A 21550-nucleotide genomic window follows, 5' to 3' on the forward strand; every position below is an offset into this window, starting at 1 on the left:
GTCGTATTCATCACCGCAATAGTGTAGTGGTGGCCGTGTAATGCGGGAGGGGCTACCGTTAGGCTGGATGACATGAAGATCGATATCGTGAGCGTGTTCCCCGAATACTTTGAGGTGATGAACCTCAGCCTGATGGGCAAAGCCCAGGCCAAGGGATTGTTGGAGATCAAGGCGCACAACCTGCGCGACTGGACCCACGATGTGCATCATTCGGTGGATGATACGCCAGTCGGCGGCGGGGCCGGCATGGTGATGAAGCCCGAAGTGTGGAGCGAATGCCTGGACGAGCTGCTGGGATTCTCGCAGCCGTCTGAGTCCCCCGCTCCATCCGGCGCACCGGTGCTCATCTTCCCGAACCCATCGGCCCCGTTGTTTACCCAGCGCGACGCCACCGAGCTCAGCCATGCCGACCATCTGCTGTTCGGCTGCGGCCGGTATGAGGGCTACGATGCGCGCATCCCGGACTACTACCGCGCCCAGGGCGTCAACGTACGCGAATATTCGATCGGCGACTATGTGCTGAACGGCGGCGAAGTAGCGGTATCGGTGATGCTTGAGGCCATCACCCGTCTGATGCCCGGGTTCATGGGCAACCCAGATTCGATTGTTGAGGAATCCTACACCGGCGAGGGCGCGCTGCTTGAACATCGCCAGTACACCAAACCGGCCGTGTGGCGTGGTATTGCGGTGCCGGACGTGCTGTTGTCCGGCGACCACGGCAAGGTGGACCGTTTTCGCCGCGACGAAGCGCTGGCCCGTACCGCCGAGATTCGCCCTGATCTTATCGAGGCCTTGGATTGCAAGGCACTGAGCAAGGCCGACCGCAAGACCCTGATGGCCTTGGGCTGGGAGGTCTCCGCCGCCCATCCGCGCCGACTGGCGGATTGACCGGAGGACCGATTGGGGGAAAAAACGACCGAGTAATCGGCCGGGAAATCGAACTCTGACCGTTCTCATCTGCTTTCGAGAGTGTCCCGCTCCGAACGGGTCAACGCAACATTTTCGGAACAAAACCCAATCTCCGAGTATTTCTATCGTTTCTTGTTACTCAACGCGAGAAATACCCGGGCAGGGCGATACCAATAAGAACTACAGACGCCCGGCAAGCCAATCGAGCACTATGCCGACGGCGCGATTGCTGCGGAATCCATAGGCAGCATGGCTGGCATTGCCAAGCTTGTAGAAGGTCACATTCTTATTAAGCGCCTTCATCGTGACATACAGGCGGCAGCTCTGATTGAACGGCACCAACAAATCACGGCCGCCGTGCATGATCAACGTCGGCGGAGTCGGACGATCAGCATCCAGACAGGTCATAGGCGAGGCATTGCGGCTTAAATCACGGTGTTCCAAAACGTTCACGCCACCGATCTCCATGCCTTCCGGGCATTCGGGGACATGATGGTTCTGGGAGCTGGGGTAATGGTTCATCATGGCGAAGTCGGTCGGACCATACCAATCCACAATGCACTTCACCTCAGCACTCACCGGCTGATAATCCGGCGTATCCGGAGCCGTATCCCCAGTGAAACCAGCCATCAACACCGTGTGACCACCGGAGGAATCGCCCCACAGCGCCACACGATCCTTGTTGACGTGGAATCGTTCAGCGTTGGCACGCATGAAACGCACTGCGGTCTTGCAGTCCTGCATCTGCGCGGGGAATGGGGCGTCGTCGCTGGCACGGTACTTGACGGCTGCCACCACAAAGCCTTTCTCGGCGATGCGCACATAGTAGTTGAGGTAGTCAAGCACGTTCTGCTCATGGAATGCGGAGCCGCGCACGAATATGATTATCGGCCAGCCACCTTCCGGAATCTGGCCTTCAGGCATGTTATCCGTGCCGGGAGTGAACACCCACAATGGCATATCAACGGAAGTGCCGTCTGCCAGTTGGCGGGTGGCGTACGTGACCTGTTCCATATCAACCGGGTAGCCGAAGGAATCCTCGGTCGGCTCATCGAGTACGATACAGCCTTCCGGCACTTCGTCAATGTGGGGGGGAAGTTCTTGGTTTCCGGAATCGGGGCCGGGATGGGGTCAAGCGGCTGGGCGGACGGCGGAGCCACCATGGATTCGATATCAGGGGCAGTGTGGTCAGCGGTTGGGCAGTTCATGATGATAGTTCCTTAACTTCATTGCTGATAGACCAAATTATTCAGGCGGACGTATTGGAATACTTGGCGTATTGGATTGGCAATGGCGTACCTGTCTTATGAAGGTGGCGGCCATACGACCGCCGCCTGTTGGGAATTCAATGCATGGGGCTAGCGCCCTCAAGATTATTGATTACTTATTTGATTACTTGGCTGGCTCAGCCTCCACGGCTGCCGGCTTCTTCTTATCGAAGGCGTTGAAGACAAGCACCATGACGATGCAGATAATCATCATCACGCCAGCTTCGTTCAGCGACTTCCACGTGCTGGTCAGGCCAGTGAGGGCGCCAAGTGCGGCAAATGCGTACGTCGGCAGGAAGGAGCCAACCGAGTTGCCGAAGAAGGCGTAGGAGGTGGCCTGAGCAGAGATGGTCGGATCGGTGTGCTCGTTGACCAGGAAGTTCACGTACGGCATGAACCAGCAGAAGCCGACACCGAAGAGCACTGCAGCGGCATACCATGCGCCCAGGGATGCGGTGTTGGCCCAGAGGAACAGGCCGGCCGCTTCCATAGCGATGGCGATGATGCCGATGAACATACCGACAAAGCGCTTGGCGAAGCCAAACAGGAAGCCACCGATGAAGGAGGAGATGGACACAACGGTCATCACGGTAGCGGCCTGGACGGCAGTGATCACGCCGGTTTCTTCAGCGGCCAGAGACAGGTTCACCGTGTAGAAGCCGTAACCGGTGGCGAACACGATCTGCAGGATCATGCCGAAGTAGGCACCGAACGGCATCTTGGTGCGTTTCGGCTTTGCCGCACCGGCCTGCTCGCTCTTGTGGACCTTACCGATTTCGTTCACGCTGTTCGGCACGAACACCAGCACGAAGAAGAAGACCAGCAGAGCGAAGAAGTAGACGAAGTAGAAGTAGTGCCAGTCGAAGGTCATGATGCCAGCGATAACCGGCACGTTGACGAAGGACTGCAGCTCCATGGTGGAGGCGTTGGGGAAGTCCTGCTTCAGGCTGGAGACCACGGCCATGGTCACGGAAACGCTGCACAGCAGCAGGGACAGGGATAGAATCGCGCTTTTCAGCAGGGCGCGTGCACCACCGCTTTGCGGCAGTGCGGCCACGGTATCCTAGGTGCCGAAGATGGCGGGTTCGTTGCTCATTATGAAGCTCCTTTGTTTTCGACCTATTTGCTTTCTTTTGCAAATGTGCTTTCAGCATACGGAGTTCACATAGTGTTGTTTGGTCAATAAATTGACCTTTATCCGTCACTTTGTGACTTGTTCCACCACGATAATCGTTGCGGCCGCAGTCGTACCGGTGCTCCTGCCATGCGATGTCAGCGTTCGCCGGCATCGCCGGACCCCACGCGATAATGTCGACGGAACACGACCGGAGTCATGCCGAATCTGGCGGCAAAGGCACGGGCCAGCGAGCGCGGATGGGAGAATCCGTTGCGCTCAGCGACCTGTGCGATGGTGAAGTCGCCATTCAATAGATCGTCCACCGATGATTGCAGACGAATCTCAGTCAGATATTGATCAGGCGTCACACCTGAGCAACGTTTGAACATGCGCGAAAAATATTCGCGCGAGTACCCGAATTGTTGCGCGATTTCGGCGATGGTGATGTCGCTGGCGAAATGCGCACTCATGTAATCGGTGATGCGCTGGATATCACCAGTAGAGGAGGTCGCAGATTCCTTACTGTCATCGATGGTCCATGCATCATCAATATGGCATAGCATTTCGAACAGCAGCATGTTCATGCGAATTAGCCGCATACCGGAAGCATCGAACACGCAATCGATCATACGTTCACACAAATCGACCAGCTTGTCGGCAGTATGTTTACAACCACGCCCCAGCGGCACACCTTGGAATAAGTGACGGTTGGATAGACCAGTGTTCAACCGGGATAGGTACTCACCGTCGAAAGTAACGGATAGCGAACATTGCCCATCCTGGTATGGGCGGGAATGAATGGAATGCAGGCTTTTGGGGCTTATAAGGCACACCTGGCCGTCATCGACGGTCACTTGTTCACCGTCTATGAACGCGTCCACCCGCCCATGCCGGGAATAAATAAGCTCACTGCCCAGATGCCAGTGCAATGGCACATCCTGAGCGGGCATTTCCGTATGCACGCGGACAATGGCGGGGCAAATCGGAGAACATCCCCATGATTCGTGACGGTCACCATCGATAACCGATTCATAATCAAGGTTCCGATCAATGTGGAACATTCGCTGCGAGGCCTCAAGAGTGAACATAATGTCACGTGCCTTGTTCGGACTGGCCGCTTTGCTCACCAAGCAGCGCAGGCTCGATATAGAACACGGCGGTTTCGCCGTAGTTGCGGCGCTCGGTGATTGCCCAGCCTTCGGGGGCGGTGGGATCATCCGAGCGTACCGAGCGTTCGAGCATGATCACCGTGTTCTCGTTGGTGGCGCTGCCCGCCGCCAGATCGGACAGTAGCTGATTGCATTCAGCGGTCTCATAGGCATAGGGCGGATCGATGAATATCACGTCGAATGGTTCGCCGAAGCCGCCAGCCACTTGCTCGGCTTTTTTGACCAGCACACGGGCCTTGAGCGAAGCATCCCATGAACGATTCTTCTGTAGCTGCGCCAAGGTCTTGGTAATCAGCGCCGCCGCAGGCCGGGAACTTTCCACGGCCACGAGTTCTCGCGCGCCACGGCTCAGCGCTTCGATGCCCAACGCACCAGTACCGGCGAACAGGTCCAGTACACGGGCATCATCCAGCACTCCCCATGAGTCAAGGTGCGAGAAAATCGCCTCTTTGGTGCGATCCGTGGTAGGCCGGGTACCCGTTTTCGGCGTAGCAAGCGCCACACCCTTGAATCGTCCAGAAATTACACGCATAGCTTTCACTGTACAGGTTCATCTGCGCATACCAATCATGAACAACAATGGGGTGCTCGAAGCGCACCAATGATACATGCACTTCGAGCACCTTATGCACGAATGGTCTTGCCTCCACTGAAGCACATTCGAGGGCTTCCCGACCGTGATTTCCTCACGATCGGCATACGGAAAATCTATATCGTGCGATTACGGGGGCGCAGCCCTAGCCTCAGCTGGAGGCGCCTCAGTTTGAGGTCAGGAAGGTTTCGTTGCCTCGGGTGAAGTCGAGGACGGCACCGGCGAGTTGGACCTCACCTGCCAGTTCGGGGTCGGCGGCCAGAAGCTGCTCGGCACGGGTGCGGGCGTCGGCGATCATGTCGGCGTCCTTGACCACGCGCAGGAGCTTCAGGCTGGACTTGCCGCCGGATTGGGCGTCGCCGAGCACATCGCCGGCACCGCGGAATTCCAAGTCGGCTTGGGCGATTTCGGCACCGTCGAGCGAGTGGTGAATCACTTCGAGCCGTTGCTCGGCCGGGGAGCCGGGTTCCGCACGGGAAATAAGGAACGCCCACGAGTTGGTGCCGCCACGCCCCACGCGGCCGCGCAGCTGATGCAGCTGAGAGAGGCCGTATCGGTCGGCATCAAAGATGACGATGCAGCTGGCCTGCTTGACGTCCACGCCGACTTCGATCACCGTGGTGGACACCAGGATCAGAGTCTCGCCGCCGGCAAAATCGGCCATGACCTGGGTTTTGACGTCATCCTTGTCGCGGCCGGTCAGAGTCGCAAACCGAATGCCTTGGAACTGTGGAAGTTTCTGCAACCGGTCGGCGATTTCGGCCACCGCATGCAGTGGCGGGCGAGCCACGGTTTCGCCATTTTCGTCGAAGGTTTCGTAGGGGTCGTCGATGCCGATGGCGTCGGCCGCCGCGCGCGTTGCACGGCCGCCCGCAGCTGTGCGGGCACTGGAACCAGATGCTGCGGCGCGTCCGCGGGCAGAACCGGCTGCTGCCGAAACGCCGGAACCGCCTTCGTTCTCCTCATCATCCGCATCAATGCGCGGGCACACGATATAGGCCCGCTCCCCCGCGTCGACTCGCGCGCGAATGTGCGCGAACATACGCCCCATGGTGGCGGCGTCGGCCTCATTGACCACCACGGTGCGAATCGGTTTGCGGCCGCCGGGCAATTCGGTGAGCCAGGAAATATCGAGATCGCCGAACCAAGTCATGGCGGCGGTGCGCGGGATGGGCGTGGCGGTCATCACCAGTAGATGCGGCGTGGTGCCGTCATCGGTTTTGGCGTTGAGACTTTCGCGCTGTTCCACACCGAACCGGTGTTGCTCGTCGATTACCACCAAGGCCAAGTGCGGGGCTTGGAAGGTCTTGGAAAACGCCGCGTGCGTGGCCACGATAATGCCCGGCTCACCACTGGCGGCCGCAGCGAGCGCCTTACGCCGGGCGGCAAGCTTCATACCACCGGTCAGCAGGGTGACGGGAATTTCCGCAGGCACCTTGGAAGAAGAGACCGTCGAAGCACCGGACGCGCCCATCGCGCCCTCAACGTCGGCCGCGGCATCGGTCTCCTTGGCACCCGGCTGTGCAAGGGTCAACCCCGACACCATCTTGCTGATGGTCTCGTAATGCTGTTCGGCAAGCACCTGAGTGGGAGCCACCAGCACCGCCTGATAGCCGGCACCGACCGCCTGCAGCATGGCCGCGAGCGCCACCACGGTTTTGCCGGAGCCGACTTCGCCCTGCAACAGACGCTGCATGGGCCAGTCACGTTCAAGATCGGCCGCGATGTCGTCCACCACCTGACTCTGCCCGGCTGTCAGTGTGAACGGCAACGATGCGATGAAACGGTCACGCAGATTGGGCAGATCAGGCAGATCGGTCGCAGCACCGCGCTCCGATGCTTCTGGTTGCGTACTTGGCTCCGCGGCCGCTTCGCCCACCGATGCTCGAGCTGTTTCCAGCACCTCGTTCAGCGGGCAAGGATGCGCCGATGACTTGTGCGCGTGCTGTCGAGCCTTCAGCAGCGAGGTCTGCGAAACGAAAGCCTCCTCATAGCGCAGGGTTTCGATGGCCTCCTTGAACCGGGCCGTGGAGGCCGGATCATGAATGGCCAGGAACGCCTCAGCCCGATGCATGAGGTTCTTGGCCTTGCGCACCGATTCGGGCAGCACATCTGGGATGGATTGGGAGAGCGCCTCAGCACCGGATTCGGCGATCGTGCCGGACTTCTCTTCCCCGTTTTGGACGACGATGGTGTCAGTCGTGGGAGCCACAATGCCGGCTGACCCAGCACCAGCGAGTTGCCCGTCAGGCGTGGATGACGTGCGAGCCCCCATCATCCACAGCAATCCCAGAATCGTCTCATGAATATGTTCGGATGAAATACGCGAACTGGCGTGATATACCGGGCGGGGCCGGCAGACGCGGGTAAGCGCCTCTTGCACGGTATCGGCACCGTATTTCAGCGCGGCCCCGGAAGGGTCAGTCGCGGCCGGCGGATACGCGGACTGCGCACTGGCATACGGATCGGCACTTCCCGCAAACGCGCCATTGCCGGATGCCGCGCCCCGAGCGTAACCCTCAAGCCCCGCTCCTGCTCCGGCCGACCCGGGCGCGACAGTGAGGATTCCGGGGTGCGTGAATTGCAGCTGACCCATGTATTCGCTGGGCATACCGGAGACCACCACAGACGTGCCGGCGCGCAGCCGCATGCTGACCCAATCCACATACGATTTACGATACGAGAAGAACGTGAGCCGGGCCGTGCTGCCGGGTACGCGACGCGAACGGGCAAAGTCGGCGTCATCGACCGTCGCCTCGAGTCGGTAGCCGCGGCGAGCGTTCATCGGCACCACGCGCATGTCTCGTATCACGGCGGCAAATGCCATCTGCTGGCCGGGTGCGGCCTCGCGGATGGCGCGAAGCGGCACCGGTTCGGTGACGCGGAAGGGATAGTAGGTCAGGGCGTCGCCGACAGTGACGATTCCCAGCGATTTGAGCGCGGACACGCGACGCTTGTTGGTGACCAGCGAAGCGAGAGTGGTGCCCATAGTGATGCTCATATTGGCCTATTCTATTCGCACGGCCTCTTTAGGCCGCAGAAACAACAAAACCCGCCAAGCCGAAGCTCAAACGGGTTTTGCTCCACGTTAGTACGCGATTCACGCGGCCACGCGCTGAACCTTGCCAGCCTTGAGGCACTTGACGCACACGCGCAGGCGAGTGTTCTCGCCATCAATCGTGGTGCGCACAGACTGCAGGTTCGGGCGGAAGCTACGCTTGGTACGACGGTGCGAATGGGAAACGGTGAAACCGGTCTGCGGTCCCTTGCCGCACACTGCGCAACGAGCTGCCATGATGGACTCCCTTAACCTTGATGTGTCAAGTCTTTCACGCATTCGACCGCCGGTTTCACCCGACATGCCGAACACACAATTTCACAAATATATAGCCCAATACCGACAACCGCAACTCTTGCGTGTATCATGGGCGAACTTCGGCGGTTTGTAAGCGGTTCGAGCGCATCTTGCGAGTGGGTCATCAGCGGTTCGCGAGCGGCTCGGCATTGGTCCGCCAGCGGTCCGCAAGTAGTTCGTCAGCAGTTCGCCAGCGGCGAATTACGCTGCAAATCATAGCGTTTACCCGATAAAACACGCCGGCCTTCCTATTCCGCATCCAGCAAGCTCTCATATAATTTCGGTATAAGAGACGGCAGGGGACGAAGGGGGCCTCGTGCAACTTACGACGAAGGAGGCTGTCATGTTGAATCTCAGGCGAGGTATCGGCACTCACGAGCCCAGCGTGATTTCACTGGGGCAAGTCTGGGTGGACATTATGCTCAATGTGGACGAGGTGCCGGCACAGGGCGGATTCGCCGTGGCCGATCATCCGAAGCCCTCCATTGGCGGCAGCTATCGCGTGCTGCAGGCGGCCAGCCGCATGGGCGTGCCGACCGAGCACGCCGGCATTCTGGGCAACGGCCTGTGGGCGCATTTCATCCGCCAGTCATTCCAAGACAACGGCATTACGCATATCGGCCAGGATCGTCTTGATGAGGATTCCGGCTTCCGCGTGGTGCTGAGCTCCGGCGCGCCGAAGAAGACATTCATCGCTTCCTATGGCGCCGAGGCTCATGGCGACGCGGACACGTTCAACACGCTGGAACCGCAGCCCAAAGACGTGGTGCACATCAGCGGCAACACACTGATGGACCACACGGCCACCGGCGTGGACGGATTCCTGCTCAAGGCCGGTACCGACCCGGCTGCACGCGACTACACGCTGGTGATCAACCCCACCAATACGTTGCGTTTGGTCAACGACCATATGCTTGAGGACCTGGTGCTCGCACGCCCGGTCTGGTCCTGCAACCGTCAGGAGGCCATGACGCTAGCCGAGCGACTTGGTGTGCCAATCGACGACAGAAAAGTCACCATTGGCGGCGGACTTGACGACTTCATGCACCAGTTGTGCGACGGCTTGGGCGCTACACTACGCGCGCCGCTGGTGGTGCGTGTCGGCGCCCGCGGCGCTTGGATTCGTGAGCCAGGTGGCGAGACGATTCATATCGAGGGATACCCGACCAAGGCCGTACACACCCGTTCGGCGGGCGGTTGCCACACCGGCGTGATGTGCGCGATGCTGGCAAAGGGCCATAGTCTGGCCGAATCGGTAAAGATCGCCAACGCGGCGGCATCCATCGCCATCCAGCACAGCCTCAACGGCGTGCCGCAATGCCCCGATTACGACGAGGCCATCGCGCTGATCGGCGAATAGTCGACTATAGGTAGCTCCCCTCAGTCCGCTTCGCGGCCAGCTCCCCTCAGCGAGGGGAGCTATTTTTTGCTCTGGCTCCCCTTAGAAAGGGGCCCGGCATTATTCATCTGCCGTTTAACCGGAACGGTTCCCCTACCCTAGTCCGCGCTTCTACGATAGATTGAGTTGAATACTGTCGAGGAGTGTATATGACTGATCCCACGAATGTCCGCGAACCGGTGCCGCAAAGCGCCAAACTGACCGCCCGCGAGAAGAAGTGGATCATCTACGACGTCGGCAACTCGGCATTCGTGCTGCTGTCCACCGCCGTCATCCCCATTTACGCCAAATCGCTGATGCCGGCGGACGGCAACATCGTGTCCGCCTGGGGCTACGCGCAAACCATTGCTTCCTTGGTCATCGCGCTGCTCATGCCGTTGCTCGGCTCCATCGCCGACGTGCAAGGCATGAAAATCAAGTTCTTCCTTGGCTTCTTCGGCACTGGCGTGGTCACCTGCTGCGCAATGGCCCTGCCCCTGACCTGGCTACCGTTCCTAGTCGTCTACATTCTGGCGACCATCGGCCTCAACGGCTCGCTAACGTTCTACGATTCGATGCTCATCGACGCCACCTCGAACGAGCGCATGGACAAGGTCTCCTCGCACGGCTACGGCTGGGGCTACATCGGCTCCACCGTGCCGTTCATCTTCTGCATCGCGCTGATCTTCGGCGGCCCGTCGCTCTTCGACTGGTCCACGGTGGCTTGCACGCGCGCCTCGTTCATCATCACCGCCATCTGGTGGGTGGCATTCACCATCCCGCTGCTTACCAGCTACCGCCAAGTGCACTATCGCGCCACCCGTGACCAGCTGGGCTCGGCCGTGCGCGGCACGTTCAGCGAACTGGCGGGCACGTTCGGCAAAATCGTGAAGAACAAGCCGTTGTGGATGTTCATGATCGCGTTCTTCTTCTACATCGACGCCGTGAACACGGTGATTTCGATGAGTACCTCCTACGGTGCCGAGCTTGGCATCGACTCCACCCAGCTGGTGGTGGCACTGCTCGTCACGCAGTTCGTGGCCTTCCCCTGCGCGATTCTCTACGGTCGTTTGGCCGGCCGGTTCGGCTGCAAAGTGATGATCACGGCGGCGGTCGTGGCATACATGTGCATCGTGTTCTTCGCCGCGTTCTTCCTGAAGTCGGCCGTGGAGTTCTGGATTCTGGCGATTCTGGTCGGCATGTTCCAGGGCGGCATCCAGGCGCTCTCCCGCTCGTACTACGGCAAGATCATCCCCAAGGATCACGCCAACGAGTACTACGGCTTCTACGATATCTTCGGCAAGACCGCCTCGATCATCGGCACCTTCCTGGTGGCCACCACCACGTCCCTGACCGGCAACGCCTCGCTCGGCGTGCTCTCCATCGCCGTCCTGCTCGTCGTGGCGCTCGTCTTCCTGCTCCTGCAAAAGGACCCGACGCGGGAGTGATTTGCCGGCCCTCGGCGACTCTGCGCCGAGGGCGACATCTCACAGCCCCTGCAACGGGCCCTAATAGCAATGGACCATCGCCACTTGATCACTTGCGCTCGCGATAATCCTTGATCAGCTGAATGGCGACGGCCGCAACGCCGCACAGCACAACACCAATCGGCCACGGCAACCAGAACATCGCCCCGTCCGCGGCGCTCGACCCGACGTCCGACCAATCGCCGCGCAATGCCGCAGTAGATGAAGTCGAAAACGGCGGGTGCGCACAGCAGCAGCATGATTGCGGCCGGCCAGCCATCGGAGACGCCCAGCACATCATCGGCATAGACCGTCACCGCGATGCCAATCAGGATAGCCGCGATTCCGCCGACGATACCGATGACCAGCAGCCGCAGTTCCCGGCTGCGATCCTCCTCAGTATAGAAATCCTCGACATAAGGGTGCCGCCGTTTGAAGTCGGTATGTGACGTGTCGCCCGGAATCAGCATCGCCAGCCCGATAATCACGCCCACGCAGATGCACAGGAATGTCAGAAAATCGTTGAGTGGCGTCACGCCAAGAATGGAATTATCGGAATCGAACAGGTTGCCGACACCGACTCCCGCGATAATCGCCGCGACACCACCGGCAATCAGCAGTGCGAATCGGCAGCGGTGTTCATCGTAGCCGGTCAGATCCTGCGGTAAGGCAACCACATTAGCCAGTGCACCGGGACGTGATGAACTGGTTCCGCACAACGTTTCGCCGGGCAATACATTTGCGGAGCTCGGTCCATCGATGCCGTCACCGCCGGACCGCGCTGATTCACCGCTGTTCCCATCAGCATCCTTCATATACGCGGGTTCCCCGGCTCCCTCCCCGGTTACGGTTCCGGCAGCCGAGCCATGGTCGTCCTCCGCTGCACCGCGCGCGGCCACGCCCACGTTCACGCTCGCACTCACATCGCCAGGTACCAGGTCATCAAGCGTGCAACCGAACAGGTCGCAGATCATAAGCAGCTTGTCCATCTCGGGATAGGCCTTCTCGGATTCCCATTTGGAGATGGCCTGACGCGAGACGCCGAGCAACATGGCCAGCTGTTCCTGGGTCATGTTGCGTTGTGCGCGCAGGTATTGCAGGTTGGTGCGGAAGCTCATCGGAGTGTCCCTTCATAGGTAATGCTCATCATGACATATTCGGCCGATGCCCTCACTATGCCACGGCAAACCAGTTCCGCGCCACCATCTTCAGGTTGCATATTCGCGCGCAACCACAGGTTGCATCGGCGGAATCCCGCCATTCTGCCGGCTCCGCGGCATTCTAGCCTGCACTCCGATTGGACCCGGCATATGTTGAAAAGTTCGTTGGCAATCGTGCAAATATTGCCATCAGTCATGATGCCGTCGATATTGCGCTTCTCAGGCAATGCACCGCACACAATCATGCGCTTGTTCAAAGCATCACAGATGCAGAACGTCACGATGCATAGAAAGGAATCAGTCTCGGGAATAATCGGAATACGTCGATTATGGAAAAAACGCTCGCGGCCACATGGCCAACGAGCGTGAATCTCGGGTGGGCGATGTAGGAATCGAACCTACGACCCCTTCGGTGTGAACGAAGTGCGCTAGCCGCTGCGCCAATCGCCCGAACCTGTGATGGAAAAAACCGGCAACAATCTGCCGGCGATTCATCGAGTGGGCGATACAAGATTCGAACTTGTGACCCCTTCCGTGTCAGGGAAGTGCGCTACCACTGCGCCAACCGCCCGGGTCATCATCCGGTCGAATCAATCAACATGAATCAACCATCCGAGAGCGGACAACGGGACTCGAACCCGCGGTCTCAACCTTGGCAAGGTTGCGCTTTACCAACTAAGCTATGTCCGCATGTGTTACCTTCATGGGCAACAGGTGACAAAGATACGCCAATCTCAGGAAAAAGCCAAGCCCCCGCGTGTCCCACCGGTTTTCCAACGATTATCGGGTGCCGCCGTGCACATAACTCGTGGCGGCCATATACAGCAGCCAGGCGATGGGCATGGCCAGCGTAAACAGCGGGTAGAACCATGCGATGGGCACATCTAGCACGGCCATGGCCGTGGAAATCAGGAACGCATGACGATAACCGAGCAGCTGGCCGAAGAGGCCAAGGCCTTGATCGGCGACCGTGCCGAAGTGAAGTTCCCGAACTACGCCGACGTGCCGTTCTTCAACCAGGACGAGGAATTCCCGAACCCGACAGCCGCCGTGGCCGCCGCCTTCCTGGCGCTCGTCAACGCGTAAAAGAGCTCTAGCGCCTGTCGTTGGCGCAATCGAATCACTACACCGAACATGAAAAGTCTTCCGATTCACGCGGGTCGGAAGACTTTCTGCGTTCAAAGAGGTATCTGTCCAAGTAGACGCGGCACAAAGACGGCGGAATAACGTTGGCGCAAAGCCGTTTATACTCGCGCTTTCACGTTTGAGATACCCCTGCTGAAAGCAGATGTCATTCCGCAAGAGGCCAAATATACCTCTTTGAACGGAGATGGCACTCTAGACGCGCGATAATGGCGGTATGACGCAACGACAACTGATGCGGGCCACAGTCGGAACGCCCATCGGCAGGATGATGATGGCCTCCGACGGCGAGGGACTTACCGAACTCTGTCTTGAAGACTGGTGGTGGGCCACCGATCACCAAGCCGTTCTCGATTCGAATCGCGAATCCGATAGTGAACCCGACGTATTCCGTATAACCCGCGAATGGCTGACCGCCTATTTCGCCGGCGAACGCCCCGGCTCGGATCAGGTGCCGCCGTTGCATCCCGCCGGCACGCCATTCCAACATGAAGTGTGGAATCTGGTGGCCGAAATTCCCTATGGCATGACGGTAAGTTACGGCGAACTCGCCGCCGAATTGGCCGAACGACGCGGCGGCGGCCGCATGGCCGCGCAGGCGGTCGGAGGCGCAGTGAAGCGCAATCCAGTTACCATCATCGTGCCCTGTCACCGCGTAGTCGGCTCGGGCCGCGCGTTTGGCGGCTACGGCGGCCGACTCGACATCAAGGCCGAGTTGCTTGAACTCGAGGGCGTGGATCTGGCGCGCTTCGATCTGCCGAACCTTTGACGGGCCCAGCGGTCCGCCTCGTCAAAAGGATTGAGTGGTTACCCCTCCCGCCGGCGGGAGATGGCGCGCAGCGCCGGAGGGTGGTCGGCTGGCTGGCATCGCAACCCTGCTACCCGACAATTTTCGACAAGCTGACGGGAATCCTTCCACGAATTGTTCGCCGTCGGTGCAGTCTTGCTCGATCACGCCGGCCAAAACCGTACAATCCCTACAATGGAATGCGTATGGTTAATTGCTGCGCGCAGCCGCACGGCCGCACGCGATCGCAAGACCACATGACCTAAGGGGATGTGCAATATCAACGGAAGCAGGAGGTGCGTATGACCGGCATTATCGATTACGCGCACACCGAAACGCGCTCCTTCGCCGACTTGCCGTTCAACGAAATCGACGCCTTGATCATCTCCACGCTCATCTATGAGGATGTGGCCAGTATCTGTCCGACGTTGATGCTGGATGAGACGCGGTCAGGCTCGTTCGCCGCACGCATTCGCGCTTTCGAACCCAAGCATCCACTGATCTGGCTGAAGGGTATCTGGCATCCCGAGCTTGAATCGGTAAGCCTTGACGAGGCCAACCGCGAGCTGCATCGTTCGCCGGAAACACATGCCGACGACAAGCCGCACGAAGCCCAAATGGTTTCAGTGGTCAATCCGGACCTCGTCCACGACCTGTTCCAGGCCGCGGGCGAGAACCCCCGCTACGCCAACGTTCGTCTGGGCGCGGTGGTCGAGCACATCAATCAGGGTGAGCAAACCCAATTCGCCGCCGCCACCTTCCAGCTGCCCGACGGCCACAAGCGCCGAAAGCCGACCTACAAAGGCACGTTGGTTATTTCCTTCCGCGGCACCGATGATTCGCTCATCGGATGGAAGGAAGATTTCAATATGGCTTTCCAGTATCCGGTGCCGGCGCAACGTTCAGCCAGCGCCTATCTGGATACGGTGGCGCGACTGTGGGAGGGTCCGATTATTCTGGTCGGCCATTCCAAGGGAGGCAATCTGGCGATTTACGCGGCCATGAACGCCGATCCCAAGGTGCGCAAGCGCATTCAGCATGTCTATTCACTGGATGGCCCCGGTTTCCCGCCGGAGATTGTGACCAGCCCCGCCTACCGCACCATCCAGCCGAAGGTGACGAAAATCGTGCCAAGTTCGTCGATTGTGGGCATGATTTTCGAGACCCCGGAGCCTTGCCGCGTGGTCTCTTCCGATTCGGATGGCATCATGCAGCATTCCGCCTTCACCTGGCTATTGGATGGCGACCAGTCCATCACCGAGCCGGATTTGAGTTCCAGCTCGCAGTTGTTTAACGAGGAGCTGAACCATTGGATCGCCACGCTTACGCCCGAACAGCGCGAGCGTGCGGTGGATGCGCTGTTCACCGTGCTGCACGCCAACGGCGCCACCAGCTTCAGCGAGGTGATAAGCAACTTCCCCGCTTCGATTCCGGCGATGCTTGGCGCGTATGTAGGGCTGACTCCCGCAGACCGGCGTCATTTGGTTGAGGCCCTGGCGATACTGTTCAAGGCGTCCACTGCCAAACGCAGGCCGACGCCCGCCCCGGCTTCCGCGCCGAGTTCTGCGACCGCCAAAGGAACAGCCGAAACCCCAGCAGGAACTGCGACAGGAACAGATAGCGCGGCCCCGGCCAGCGCCGATACCGACACCGACACTGACACCGCAGCTTCGCCCTCAGCGGAGGACGCAACTGAAATCGCCGATTAGCTCATAGACATGTCCACAAATAATAGTTATACTGCCCAATAAGTTATCAGACAGCGTGACCATATCACGCTGGTGCATCAGGAGGAAGAGATGCCACGTCCACGCCATGATTCCGAGGTGCTGCCCGCCAAAGAACGCCTCGAGAACGCTTTCTGGGAATTGCTCGCCGACCGCGACTATCGCAAGATCACCGTTACCGATGTGGTGCGTGAGGCTGGCGTGAACCGTAATTCGTTCTACTATCACTTCTCCAGCCTGCCCGAATTGGCCGATTCAGCCATCCTGCATCAGGTCGAATCGATTCCGATCAACCGCACCCCCGATCCGAACGGCAATCCCGAGGAACAATGGCGAGACCGCGTCACCGCCACGCTCTCCGACCCGGAGCAGCGGCAGCGCCTCGACCGCCTGGCCCTGTTGGCAGGCCCGCACAGCACGCCTGAACTGACCGAATCGCTGCGTGACTTCTGCCGTCTGCAAATGCTCAGCACATTGCAACGCGACCCCAAGAACCTTGACCTGAAAACCGATCTCATGGTCGAGTTCACCGTGGGCGGCATGCTCGCCGTGCTGCAACGTTGGCCCGAATTGAGCGACACCATCGAAATCAAAGACCTGCTTAAAGAAGATGTGGCCGTGCTGGCCATGGGCATATACCTGGCCATGAGCCAAAAGGACATGCTTAATTACTGGAATCGCATCTTCGTGCACAATGCGCAGGATTCGACCGCCCCCGGCATGCCGGCCGCCGCCACGCATGCCGCTCCATCCACCATCTCATCGTCGAACGGCCCCGCAGGATTCCCCGGGTACACCGCTTGACCGAAAACCAGCGAGTCTGGATCGTTTTCCGCCGAACGAACCCCGCGCGAGGTTTCTCACAAGGCGCAATCAGCCTCTCATACTGGCGTTTCCAGCCCACGCACAGGAAGATGGAAGCATGAGCGAAACATCGAACAAGACCCGCCTGGAACATGACTGCATCGGCCAGATGGAGGTGCCGGCGAACGTCTACTGGGGTATTCACACCCAGCGCGCTATCGGCAACTTCCCGGTCTCCGGCATCACCGATAGCCAACATCCCGAGCTGATTCGCGCCTATGCCACGGTCAAGCGCGCCTGCGCCATCGCCAATGAGGAATTAGGCCTGATCGACCCGGCCAAGGCCGAGGCCATTCGCGCCGCCTGCCTGGAAATCGAGGCCGGCAAGCTGGCCGATCAGTTCCCGGTCGATGTGATGCAGGGCGGTGCCGGCACCTCGTCGAACATGAACATGAACGAGGTGATCGCCAACCGTGCGCTGGAAATCGCCGGCCACCAGCGCGGCGATTACACATACATCCATCCGAACGACGACGTCAACGAGTCGCAGTCCACGAACGACACCTACCCGGCCGCCTGCAAACTCGCGCTTATCGACGCGATCGGGCCGCTCGCCGAGTCCACCAAGAAACTCGCCAAGGCCTTCCACGATCTGGCCGACAAACATATCAATGACGTGACGATTGGCCGCACGCAGCTACAGGACGCCGTACCAATGACCTATGGTCAGGAATTTCATGCGTTTGCCACGCTGTTGAAGTCTGATTTGGCTGTATTCGATCGCGTGGTGCCGCTGCTGGCCCAGCTCAACCTCGGTGCCACCGCCATCGGTACCGGTATTTGCGCGGATCTGCGATTCCGCAAGTCCGCTATCAAGCATCTGGCGCAAATCACCGGGCTGCCGGTCACCGCCGCGCCCGATCCGGTGGCCGCCATGACGGATATGGGCGCGTACGTGGCCACGTCGGCTGCCATCAAGAGCCTCGCCGTGCACCTGAAGAAGGCCGCCGACGATTTGCGACTGCTCAATTCCGGGCCGCGCTGCGGTTTCAACGATCTCAACGTGCCGGCTCGCCAGGCCGGATCGTCGATTATGCCGGCCAAAGTGAACCCTGTGATCCCCGAATGCGTCAACCAGTGCTGCTTCACGATTTTCGGCATGGACGTGACTGTGAACTGGGCTGTGGCCGAGGGCCAGTTGCAGCTGAACGCCTTCGACCCGGTGATGGTGCATGAGCTGCTGACCGGCATGGCGTTGCTGACGCACGCCATGGAGACGTTCCGCGTCAACTGCGTGGAAGGCATCGAAATCAATGCTGACCTAGGGCGTTCATATGCCCAGTCCTCACCGTCGATTTCCGCCGCGCTCAACCATTACATCGGCTACGAGCACGCGGCCGACATCGCCGCCGAAGCCGTGCACACCGGCCGTACCGTGCGTGAGGTGGCCGGCGAACGCACCGACCTGCCCGCCGAGCAGTTGGATGAGATTCTCGATCCGATTCGTCTGGCCCGCGGCCTCGGCCAAACCTGCCGCGAACACCAGGAGTAGCGGAATCGGCCGTAGGCCGATTCCGCTTTCTGCCACCCCGTCTCCACGACTTCACCAGAAACGACCGATACAGTAGGCGTATGACTGAATATGCAGAAGACATCGCACGCTGGTTTCAGGTGAACGCCGGCAAACTCATCTGGCTGGCCATTGTATTGGCCATCGTATTTGTGGCCGACCGCGTCATCAGCCGCGTGTTGCGCAAGATTCTGGACAATTCTCAGATTCCCAGCGCCTCGATTTTCGTGAACATCACGCGCGTGACCATCTGGGCCACTGGTGCAGCGATGGTACTGCAGCCCGTATTCGGCATCAATCCGACCACACTTATCACCGCCCTTGGTGTTGGAGGTGTGGCGATCTCGCTGGGTCTGAAGGATACAATCGCCAACATCATCGGCGGCTTCGGCCTGATGCTGAGCCGCGTAATCCAACCCGGCGATCTGGTGACCATTCAAGGCGTCACAGGTACCGTGCACGACATCACCTGGCGTCAGACCGTGGTGCGCACCCGTTCCGGAGACATGATGGTCATCCCCAATTCGGTACTCAATACCGCCGCCCTGACCAAGCTCACGCCGGTCAGCGAAGGCATGGCCACGCTTGAATTCACGGCCAAGGCCTCCGGTGACCCGTCTGCGATCAGTCAGGATATTCTCGACCGCGTGACCAAGGCCACCGCCGACGTGGCGCTGGAGGGTCAGCCGCCATTGGTCAAGTTCACCGGTTTTTCTCCTTACGGCATGACCGGTCAAGTACTTGTGTTCGCACGCGAAGGTGTGCTGCCTTCCACCATCAAAGATATGGCGGCGCGAGCCATCGCCGGTTCGGGCACCGAATACCTTGTTGAAGATGGCGGCTCGTCAGACAATCTGTGATATCTCCCGGCTCGCCTCTCTGGGTCCGGCTATGACAGCCATGCGAACAGCATCCAACCGGTAAGCATCACAGTCAGCAGTAGGTACGCGATAACGCCGGGATTGGCATAGGCGGTGCGTATTTTAAGCCCCGCAGTCAACTCCTCTGGCGCAAGATAGAACTCCCAGCTCTTGCGCTTGGTGATAAGCAGCACGATACCGGCAATGCAGAGGCCCAACATCACTGTGCCGTACAACATCATGATGCCCATGCCGCTCATGTTGCCGGTTTCAGCCATACGCATGATTTCGGCCTCGCTGATCGTGCCGTCGAGGATGCGGGGATCGATCTGCTGTATCACCAATGGGGCGAGTACTGACCCGTTCAGGTTGATCAGCATGTGCATAGCCACCGAATACCGCAGTCGGGAGGTGCGTGTGTATACATATCCGAACATCAGTCCTAGGCCAAAGGCGTAGAAGAACTGGAACACGTTCATATGGAATAGCGCGAATGTCAATGCGGAGAACATGATTGCGGTCTTTTCTCCGTACCGGCGCAGGCGGGAGATAATCTCCTTGCGGAAGATCCATTCTTCGCAAACCGGTGCCAACAGGCCTATGAACAATGCGTTCACCCGCCAGTCGCTGCCAAGAATCACGTCGTTGATGCGATTGGTGGCCTGACCATCAGTGGCTCCGGCAGACAATATATTGCCAATCATATTGCCCAAGAACATTACCGGAATGCACATGACGAAAATCTGAATGAACTCCCCCGCCTTCATGGGGTACTGCCGGGTGCGAATAACCGGTACGCGAGTGAAGGCCAACATACTCAGCGGCATGGCCACCACATACAGCGGTCCGGAGGAGGCGAGCAGCACAGCCCAAGCGGGCACATCGGCGCCAAGCAGCGTTCGTAGTGCTTCAGTGGCCAGAATATTCAGTCCGATCCAGAACACCATCATAATGGCGAGCGCCGAGCCGATTGTCGAAAACCGGCGATGGGCCGTGAACCACCAATCGCGTGGGGTTTGTTGCGGCTGCTGTGGTTGCTGAGGTTGCTGCGCCGGCGGCATTGGTTCGCTCATACTTATCCCCCATAGTTACTGGCCGCAAACGGACCGATCACACGTGCAATACTCTTCAAGAATACGGCACGGCGTTTCGATTGCATTGGGAATGGGGGAGGAAATCATCAATGGGCAAGGAATGATCAACGTCAATCATTCCCAATGCCGAGAAAGTCCCCTACTCTGCAAGATTGCTGTGGGACGGCACGCGATTTTGCCCGATTTTTTCGCGGCGGCCCACACCACTCCACATATGACTGATGACGCCGCACGAAGAAATGGCGTCATTGCAACGATTTCTCAATACAATCTGTGGGACGGCACGAATGTACATCGTTTGACGTTCATGCCATCCCACACCGGCGTGGGACGGCACGCGATAATCGCCCAAAAATCGCCGCCGTCCCACACACATCATTGCCGATAAGCTATTCGACGATCGTACAGTCACAAAACAGAACAGAACCGCACGATCATCGCAACGCCATTCAGCAGGCGAGCGCGGAAAGAGGCTCGTCGAGCAGGAGCACGCGCGGCTTGACGGCCAGCGCGCGGGCCAGGGCCACGCGCTGTTGCTGGCCGCCGGACATCTGCTGCGTGTACTTCTTGGCCTGATCGGCAAGCCCCACGAGCTCCAGCTGTTCCATGGCGATCTTGCGGCGTTCGGCCTTGCCCATGCCGCGCACTTCGAGGCCGAATTCCACGTTCTCCAGGGCGGTCATGTGCGGGAAAAGCGAGTAGGCCTGGAACACCATGGCCATCTCGCGCTTGTTGACCGGCACGCCGGTGACGTCCTGGCCGCCGACCATGATGCGGCCGTCCTGGATGTCTTCGAGGCCGGCGAGCGAGCGCAGCGCGGTGGACTTGCCGCAGCCGGAGCCGCCGAGCAGCACGACCATTTCGCCGGGCTTGATGTCCAGGTTGAAGTCGTCGAGCGCGTGAACGGTGGATCCGGGGTAGATCTTGACGACGTCGCGCATCTGGATGGAGCCGCCGCCGCGCTTGGCGCTGTCTTTGAGCAGGGCCTTGGCGGCCTTAGTCACGTCCTTGCCGCGCACGCCTTCGAGGGTGGCGGTGGGATCGTTCTTGAAGGCGTCCTCGGCGGCAGCGGACGTGGTGGCGGGTGCCGAAACAGAAGCCGCGGCATCGGCACCGGCATGGCGACGGGTGAAAATCGAATTGCTGTTCAT

At 59.5% G+C, this 21550-nt stretch carries 16 protein-coding genes, 3 tRNA genes and 3 pseudogenes; 9 read left to right on the forward strand and 13 right to left on the reverse strand.

Annotation, left to right across the window (positions count from 1 at the left end; genetic code table 11):
- Positions 1 to 72 precede the first annotated feature (72 nt).
- The gene (gene trmD, locus ACEUKI_RS03815) at positions 73 to 888 is read left to right on the forward strand and encodes a tRNA (guanosine(37)-N1)-methyltransferase TrmD (protein WP_374156522.1); all 816 of its coding nucleotides are present in this window, start codon (positions 73 to 75) and stop codon (positions 886 to 888) included.
- A 201-nt stretch (positions 889 to 1089) separates the two neighbouring features.
- Here the strand turns inward: trmD and ACEUKI_RS03820 are convergent, their stop codons facing one another.
- The 7 genes and pseudogenes from ACEUKI_RS03820 to rpmB all read right to left on the reverse strand — a co-directional run bounded on the left by ACEUKI_RS03820 (position 1090) and on the right by rpmB (position 8350).
- The gene (locus ACEUKI_RS03820) at positions 1090 to 1986 is read right to left on the reverse strand and encodes an alpha/beta hydrolase fold domain-containing protein (protein WP_374156523.1); all 897 of its coding nucleotides are present in this window, start codon (positions 1984 to 1986) and stop codon (positions 1090 to 1092) included.
- A gap of 315 nt (positions 1987 to 2301) precedes the next feature.
- A complete protein-coding gene (locus ACEUKI_RS03825) occupies positions 2302 to 3234 on the reverse strand; it encodes an MFS transporter (protein WP_374156524.1) in 933 nt (310 codons plus the stop codon).
- Between the two features lie 215 nt (positions 3235 to 3449).
- Positions 3450 to 3923 (reverse strand): helix-turn-helix transcriptional regulator, encoded by a 474-nt coding sequence (locus ACEUKI_RS03830; RefSeq protein ID WP_374156533.1) that lies wholly within the window; start codon positions 3921 to 3923, stop codon positions 3450 to 3452.
- Between the two features lie 102 nt (positions 3924 to 4025).
- Positions 4026 to 4382 (reverse strand): annotated as a pseudogene (locus ACEUKI_RS03835) (cupin domain-containing protein); the annotation flags it as partial.
- A 4-nt stretch (positions 4383 to 4386) separates the two neighbouring features.
- Complete coding sequence (gene rsmD, locus ACEUKI_RS03840; protein WP_251847891.1) at positions 4387 to 4995, reverse strand: 16S rRNA (guanine(966)-N(2))-methyltransferase RsmD; 609 nt, start codon at positions 4993 to 4995, stop codon at positions 4387 to 4389.
- Between the two features lie 226 nt (positions 4996 to 5221).
- Positions 5222 to 8056, reverse strand: coding sequence for an ATP-dependent DNA helicase RecG (locus tag ACEUKI_RS03845; RefSeq protein ID WP_115769950.1), 2835 nt, complete (start codon positions 8054 to 8056; stop codon positions 5222 to 5224).
- A 99-nt stretch (positions 8057 to 8155) separates the two neighbouring features.
- On the reverse strand, positions 8156 to 8350 hold the full coding sequence (gene rpmB / locus ACEUKI_RS03850; RefSeq protein ID WP_007051452.1) for a 50S ribosomal protein L28: 195 nt from the start codon (positions 8348 to 8350) through the stop codon (positions 8156 to 8158).
- Between the two features lie 403 nt (positions 8351 to 8753).
- Between rpmB and ACEUKI_RS03855 the strand changes: the two genes are divergently transcribed.
- On the forward strand, positions 8754 to 9770 hold the full coding sequence (locus ACEUKI_RS03855) for a carbohydrate kinase family protein (RefSeq protein WP_080785433.1): 1017 nt from the start codon (positions 8754 to 8756) through the stop codon (positions 9768 to 9770).
- A 188-nt stretch (positions 9771 to 9958) separates the two neighbouring features.
- A complete protein-coding gene (locus ACEUKI_RS03860) occupies positions 9959 to 11236 on the forward strand; it encodes an MFS transporter (RefSeq protein WP_080785434.1) in 1278 nt (425 codons plus the stop codon).
- Between the two features lie 88 nt (positions 11237 to 11324).
- Here ACEUKI_RS03860 and ACEUKI_RS03865 read toward each other — a convergent pair.
- From ACEUKI_RS03865 to ACEUKI_RS03880, 4 genes and pseudogenes are all read right to left on the reverse strand, one after another.
- Positions 11325 to 12372 (reverse strand): annotated as a pseudogene (locus tag ACEUKI_RS03865) (helix-turn-helix transcriptional regulator).
- A gap of 419 nt (positions 12373 to 12791) precedes the next feature.
- Positions 12792 to 12864: transfer RNA gene (locus ACEUKI_RS03870), tRNA-Val, on the reverse strand.
- 49 nt (positions 12865 to 12913) lie between these two features.
- Positions 12914 to 12985: transfer RNA gene (locus ACEUKI_RS03875), tRNA-Val, on the reverse strand.
- A gap of 46 nt (positions 12986 to 13031) precedes the next feature.
- Positions 13032 to 13104, reverse strand: a tRNA-Gly gene (locus tag ACEUKI_RS03880).
- A 228-nt stretch (positions 13105 to 13332) separates the two neighbouring features.
- Between ACEUKI_RS03880 and ACEUKI_RS03885 the strand changes: the two genes are divergently transcribed.
- The 6 genes from ACEUKI_RS03885 to ACEUKI_RS03910 all read left to right on the forward strand — a co-directional run bounded on the left by ACEUKI_RS03885 (position 13333) and on the right by ACEUKI_RS03910 (position 19305).
- Positions 13333 to 13500 (forward strand): flavoprotein, encoded by a 168-nt coding sequence (locus ACEUKI_RS03885; RefSeq protein ID WP_080785436.1) that lies wholly within the window; start codon positions 13333 to 13335, stop codon positions 13498 to 13500.
- Positions 13501 to 13774: 274 nt separating this feature from the next.
- Positions 13775 to 14326, forward strand: a complete 552-nt coding sequence (locus ACEUKI_RS03890; protein ID WP_179133501.1) for a methylated-DNA--[protein]-cysteine S-methyltransferase — start codon at positions 13775 to 13777, stop codon at positions 14324 to 14326.
- Positions 14327 to 14646: 320 nt separating this feature from the next.
- Positions 14647 to 16053 carry a DUF2974 domain-containing protein gene (locus tag ACEUKI_RS03895; protein ID WP_115769951.1) on the forward strand — a complete coding sequence of 469 codons (1407 nt, stop codon included), beginning with the start codon at positions 14647 to 14649 and terminating at the stop codon, positions 16051 to 16053.
- A 90-nt stretch (positions 16054 to 16143) separates the two neighbouring features.
- On the forward strand, positions 16144 to 16875 hold the full coding sequence (locus tag ACEUKI_RS03900; protein ID WP_080785438.1) for a TetR/AcrR family transcriptional regulator: 732 nt from the start codon (positions 16144 to 16146) through the stop codon (positions 16873 to 16875).
- 118 nt (positions 16876 to 16993) lie between these two features.
- Positions 16994 to 18427: an aspartate ammonia-lyase gene (locus tag ACEUKI_RS03905; protein ID WP_179133502.1), complete on the forward strand. Its 1434-nt coding sequence runs from the start codon at positions 16994 to 16996 to the stop codon at positions 18425 to 18427.
- A gap of 80 nt (positions 18428 to 18507) precedes the next feature.
- Positions 18508 to 19305, forward strand: coding sequence for a mechanosensitive ion channel family protein (locus tag ACEUKI_RS03910; protein WP_144169700.1), 798 nt, complete (start codon positions 18508 to 18510; stop codon positions 19303 to 19305).
- A 29-nt stretch (positions 19306 to 19334) separates the two neighbouring features.
- Here the strand turns inward: ACEUKI_RS03910 and ACEUKI_RS03915 are convergent, their stop codons facing one another.
- The gene (locus ACEUKI_RS03915; RefSeq protein ID WP_186289926.1) at positions 19335 to 20378 is read right to left on the reverse strand and encodes a CPBP family intramembrane glutamic endopeptidase; all 1044 of its coding nucleotides are present in this window, start codon (positions 20376 to 20378) and stop codon (positions 19335 to 19337) included.
- A gap of 479 nt (positions 20379 to 20857) precedes the next feature.
- Positions 20858 to 21550, reverse strand: a pseudogene (locus tag ACEUKI_RS03920) (ABC transporter ATP-binding protein); the annotation flags it as partial.

The organism is Bifidobacterium sp. 2450 (genome assembly GCF_041900695.1).
GTDB lineage: Bacteria > Actinomycetota > Actinomycetes > Actinomycetales > Bifidobacteriaceae > Bifidobacterium > Bifidobacterium longum.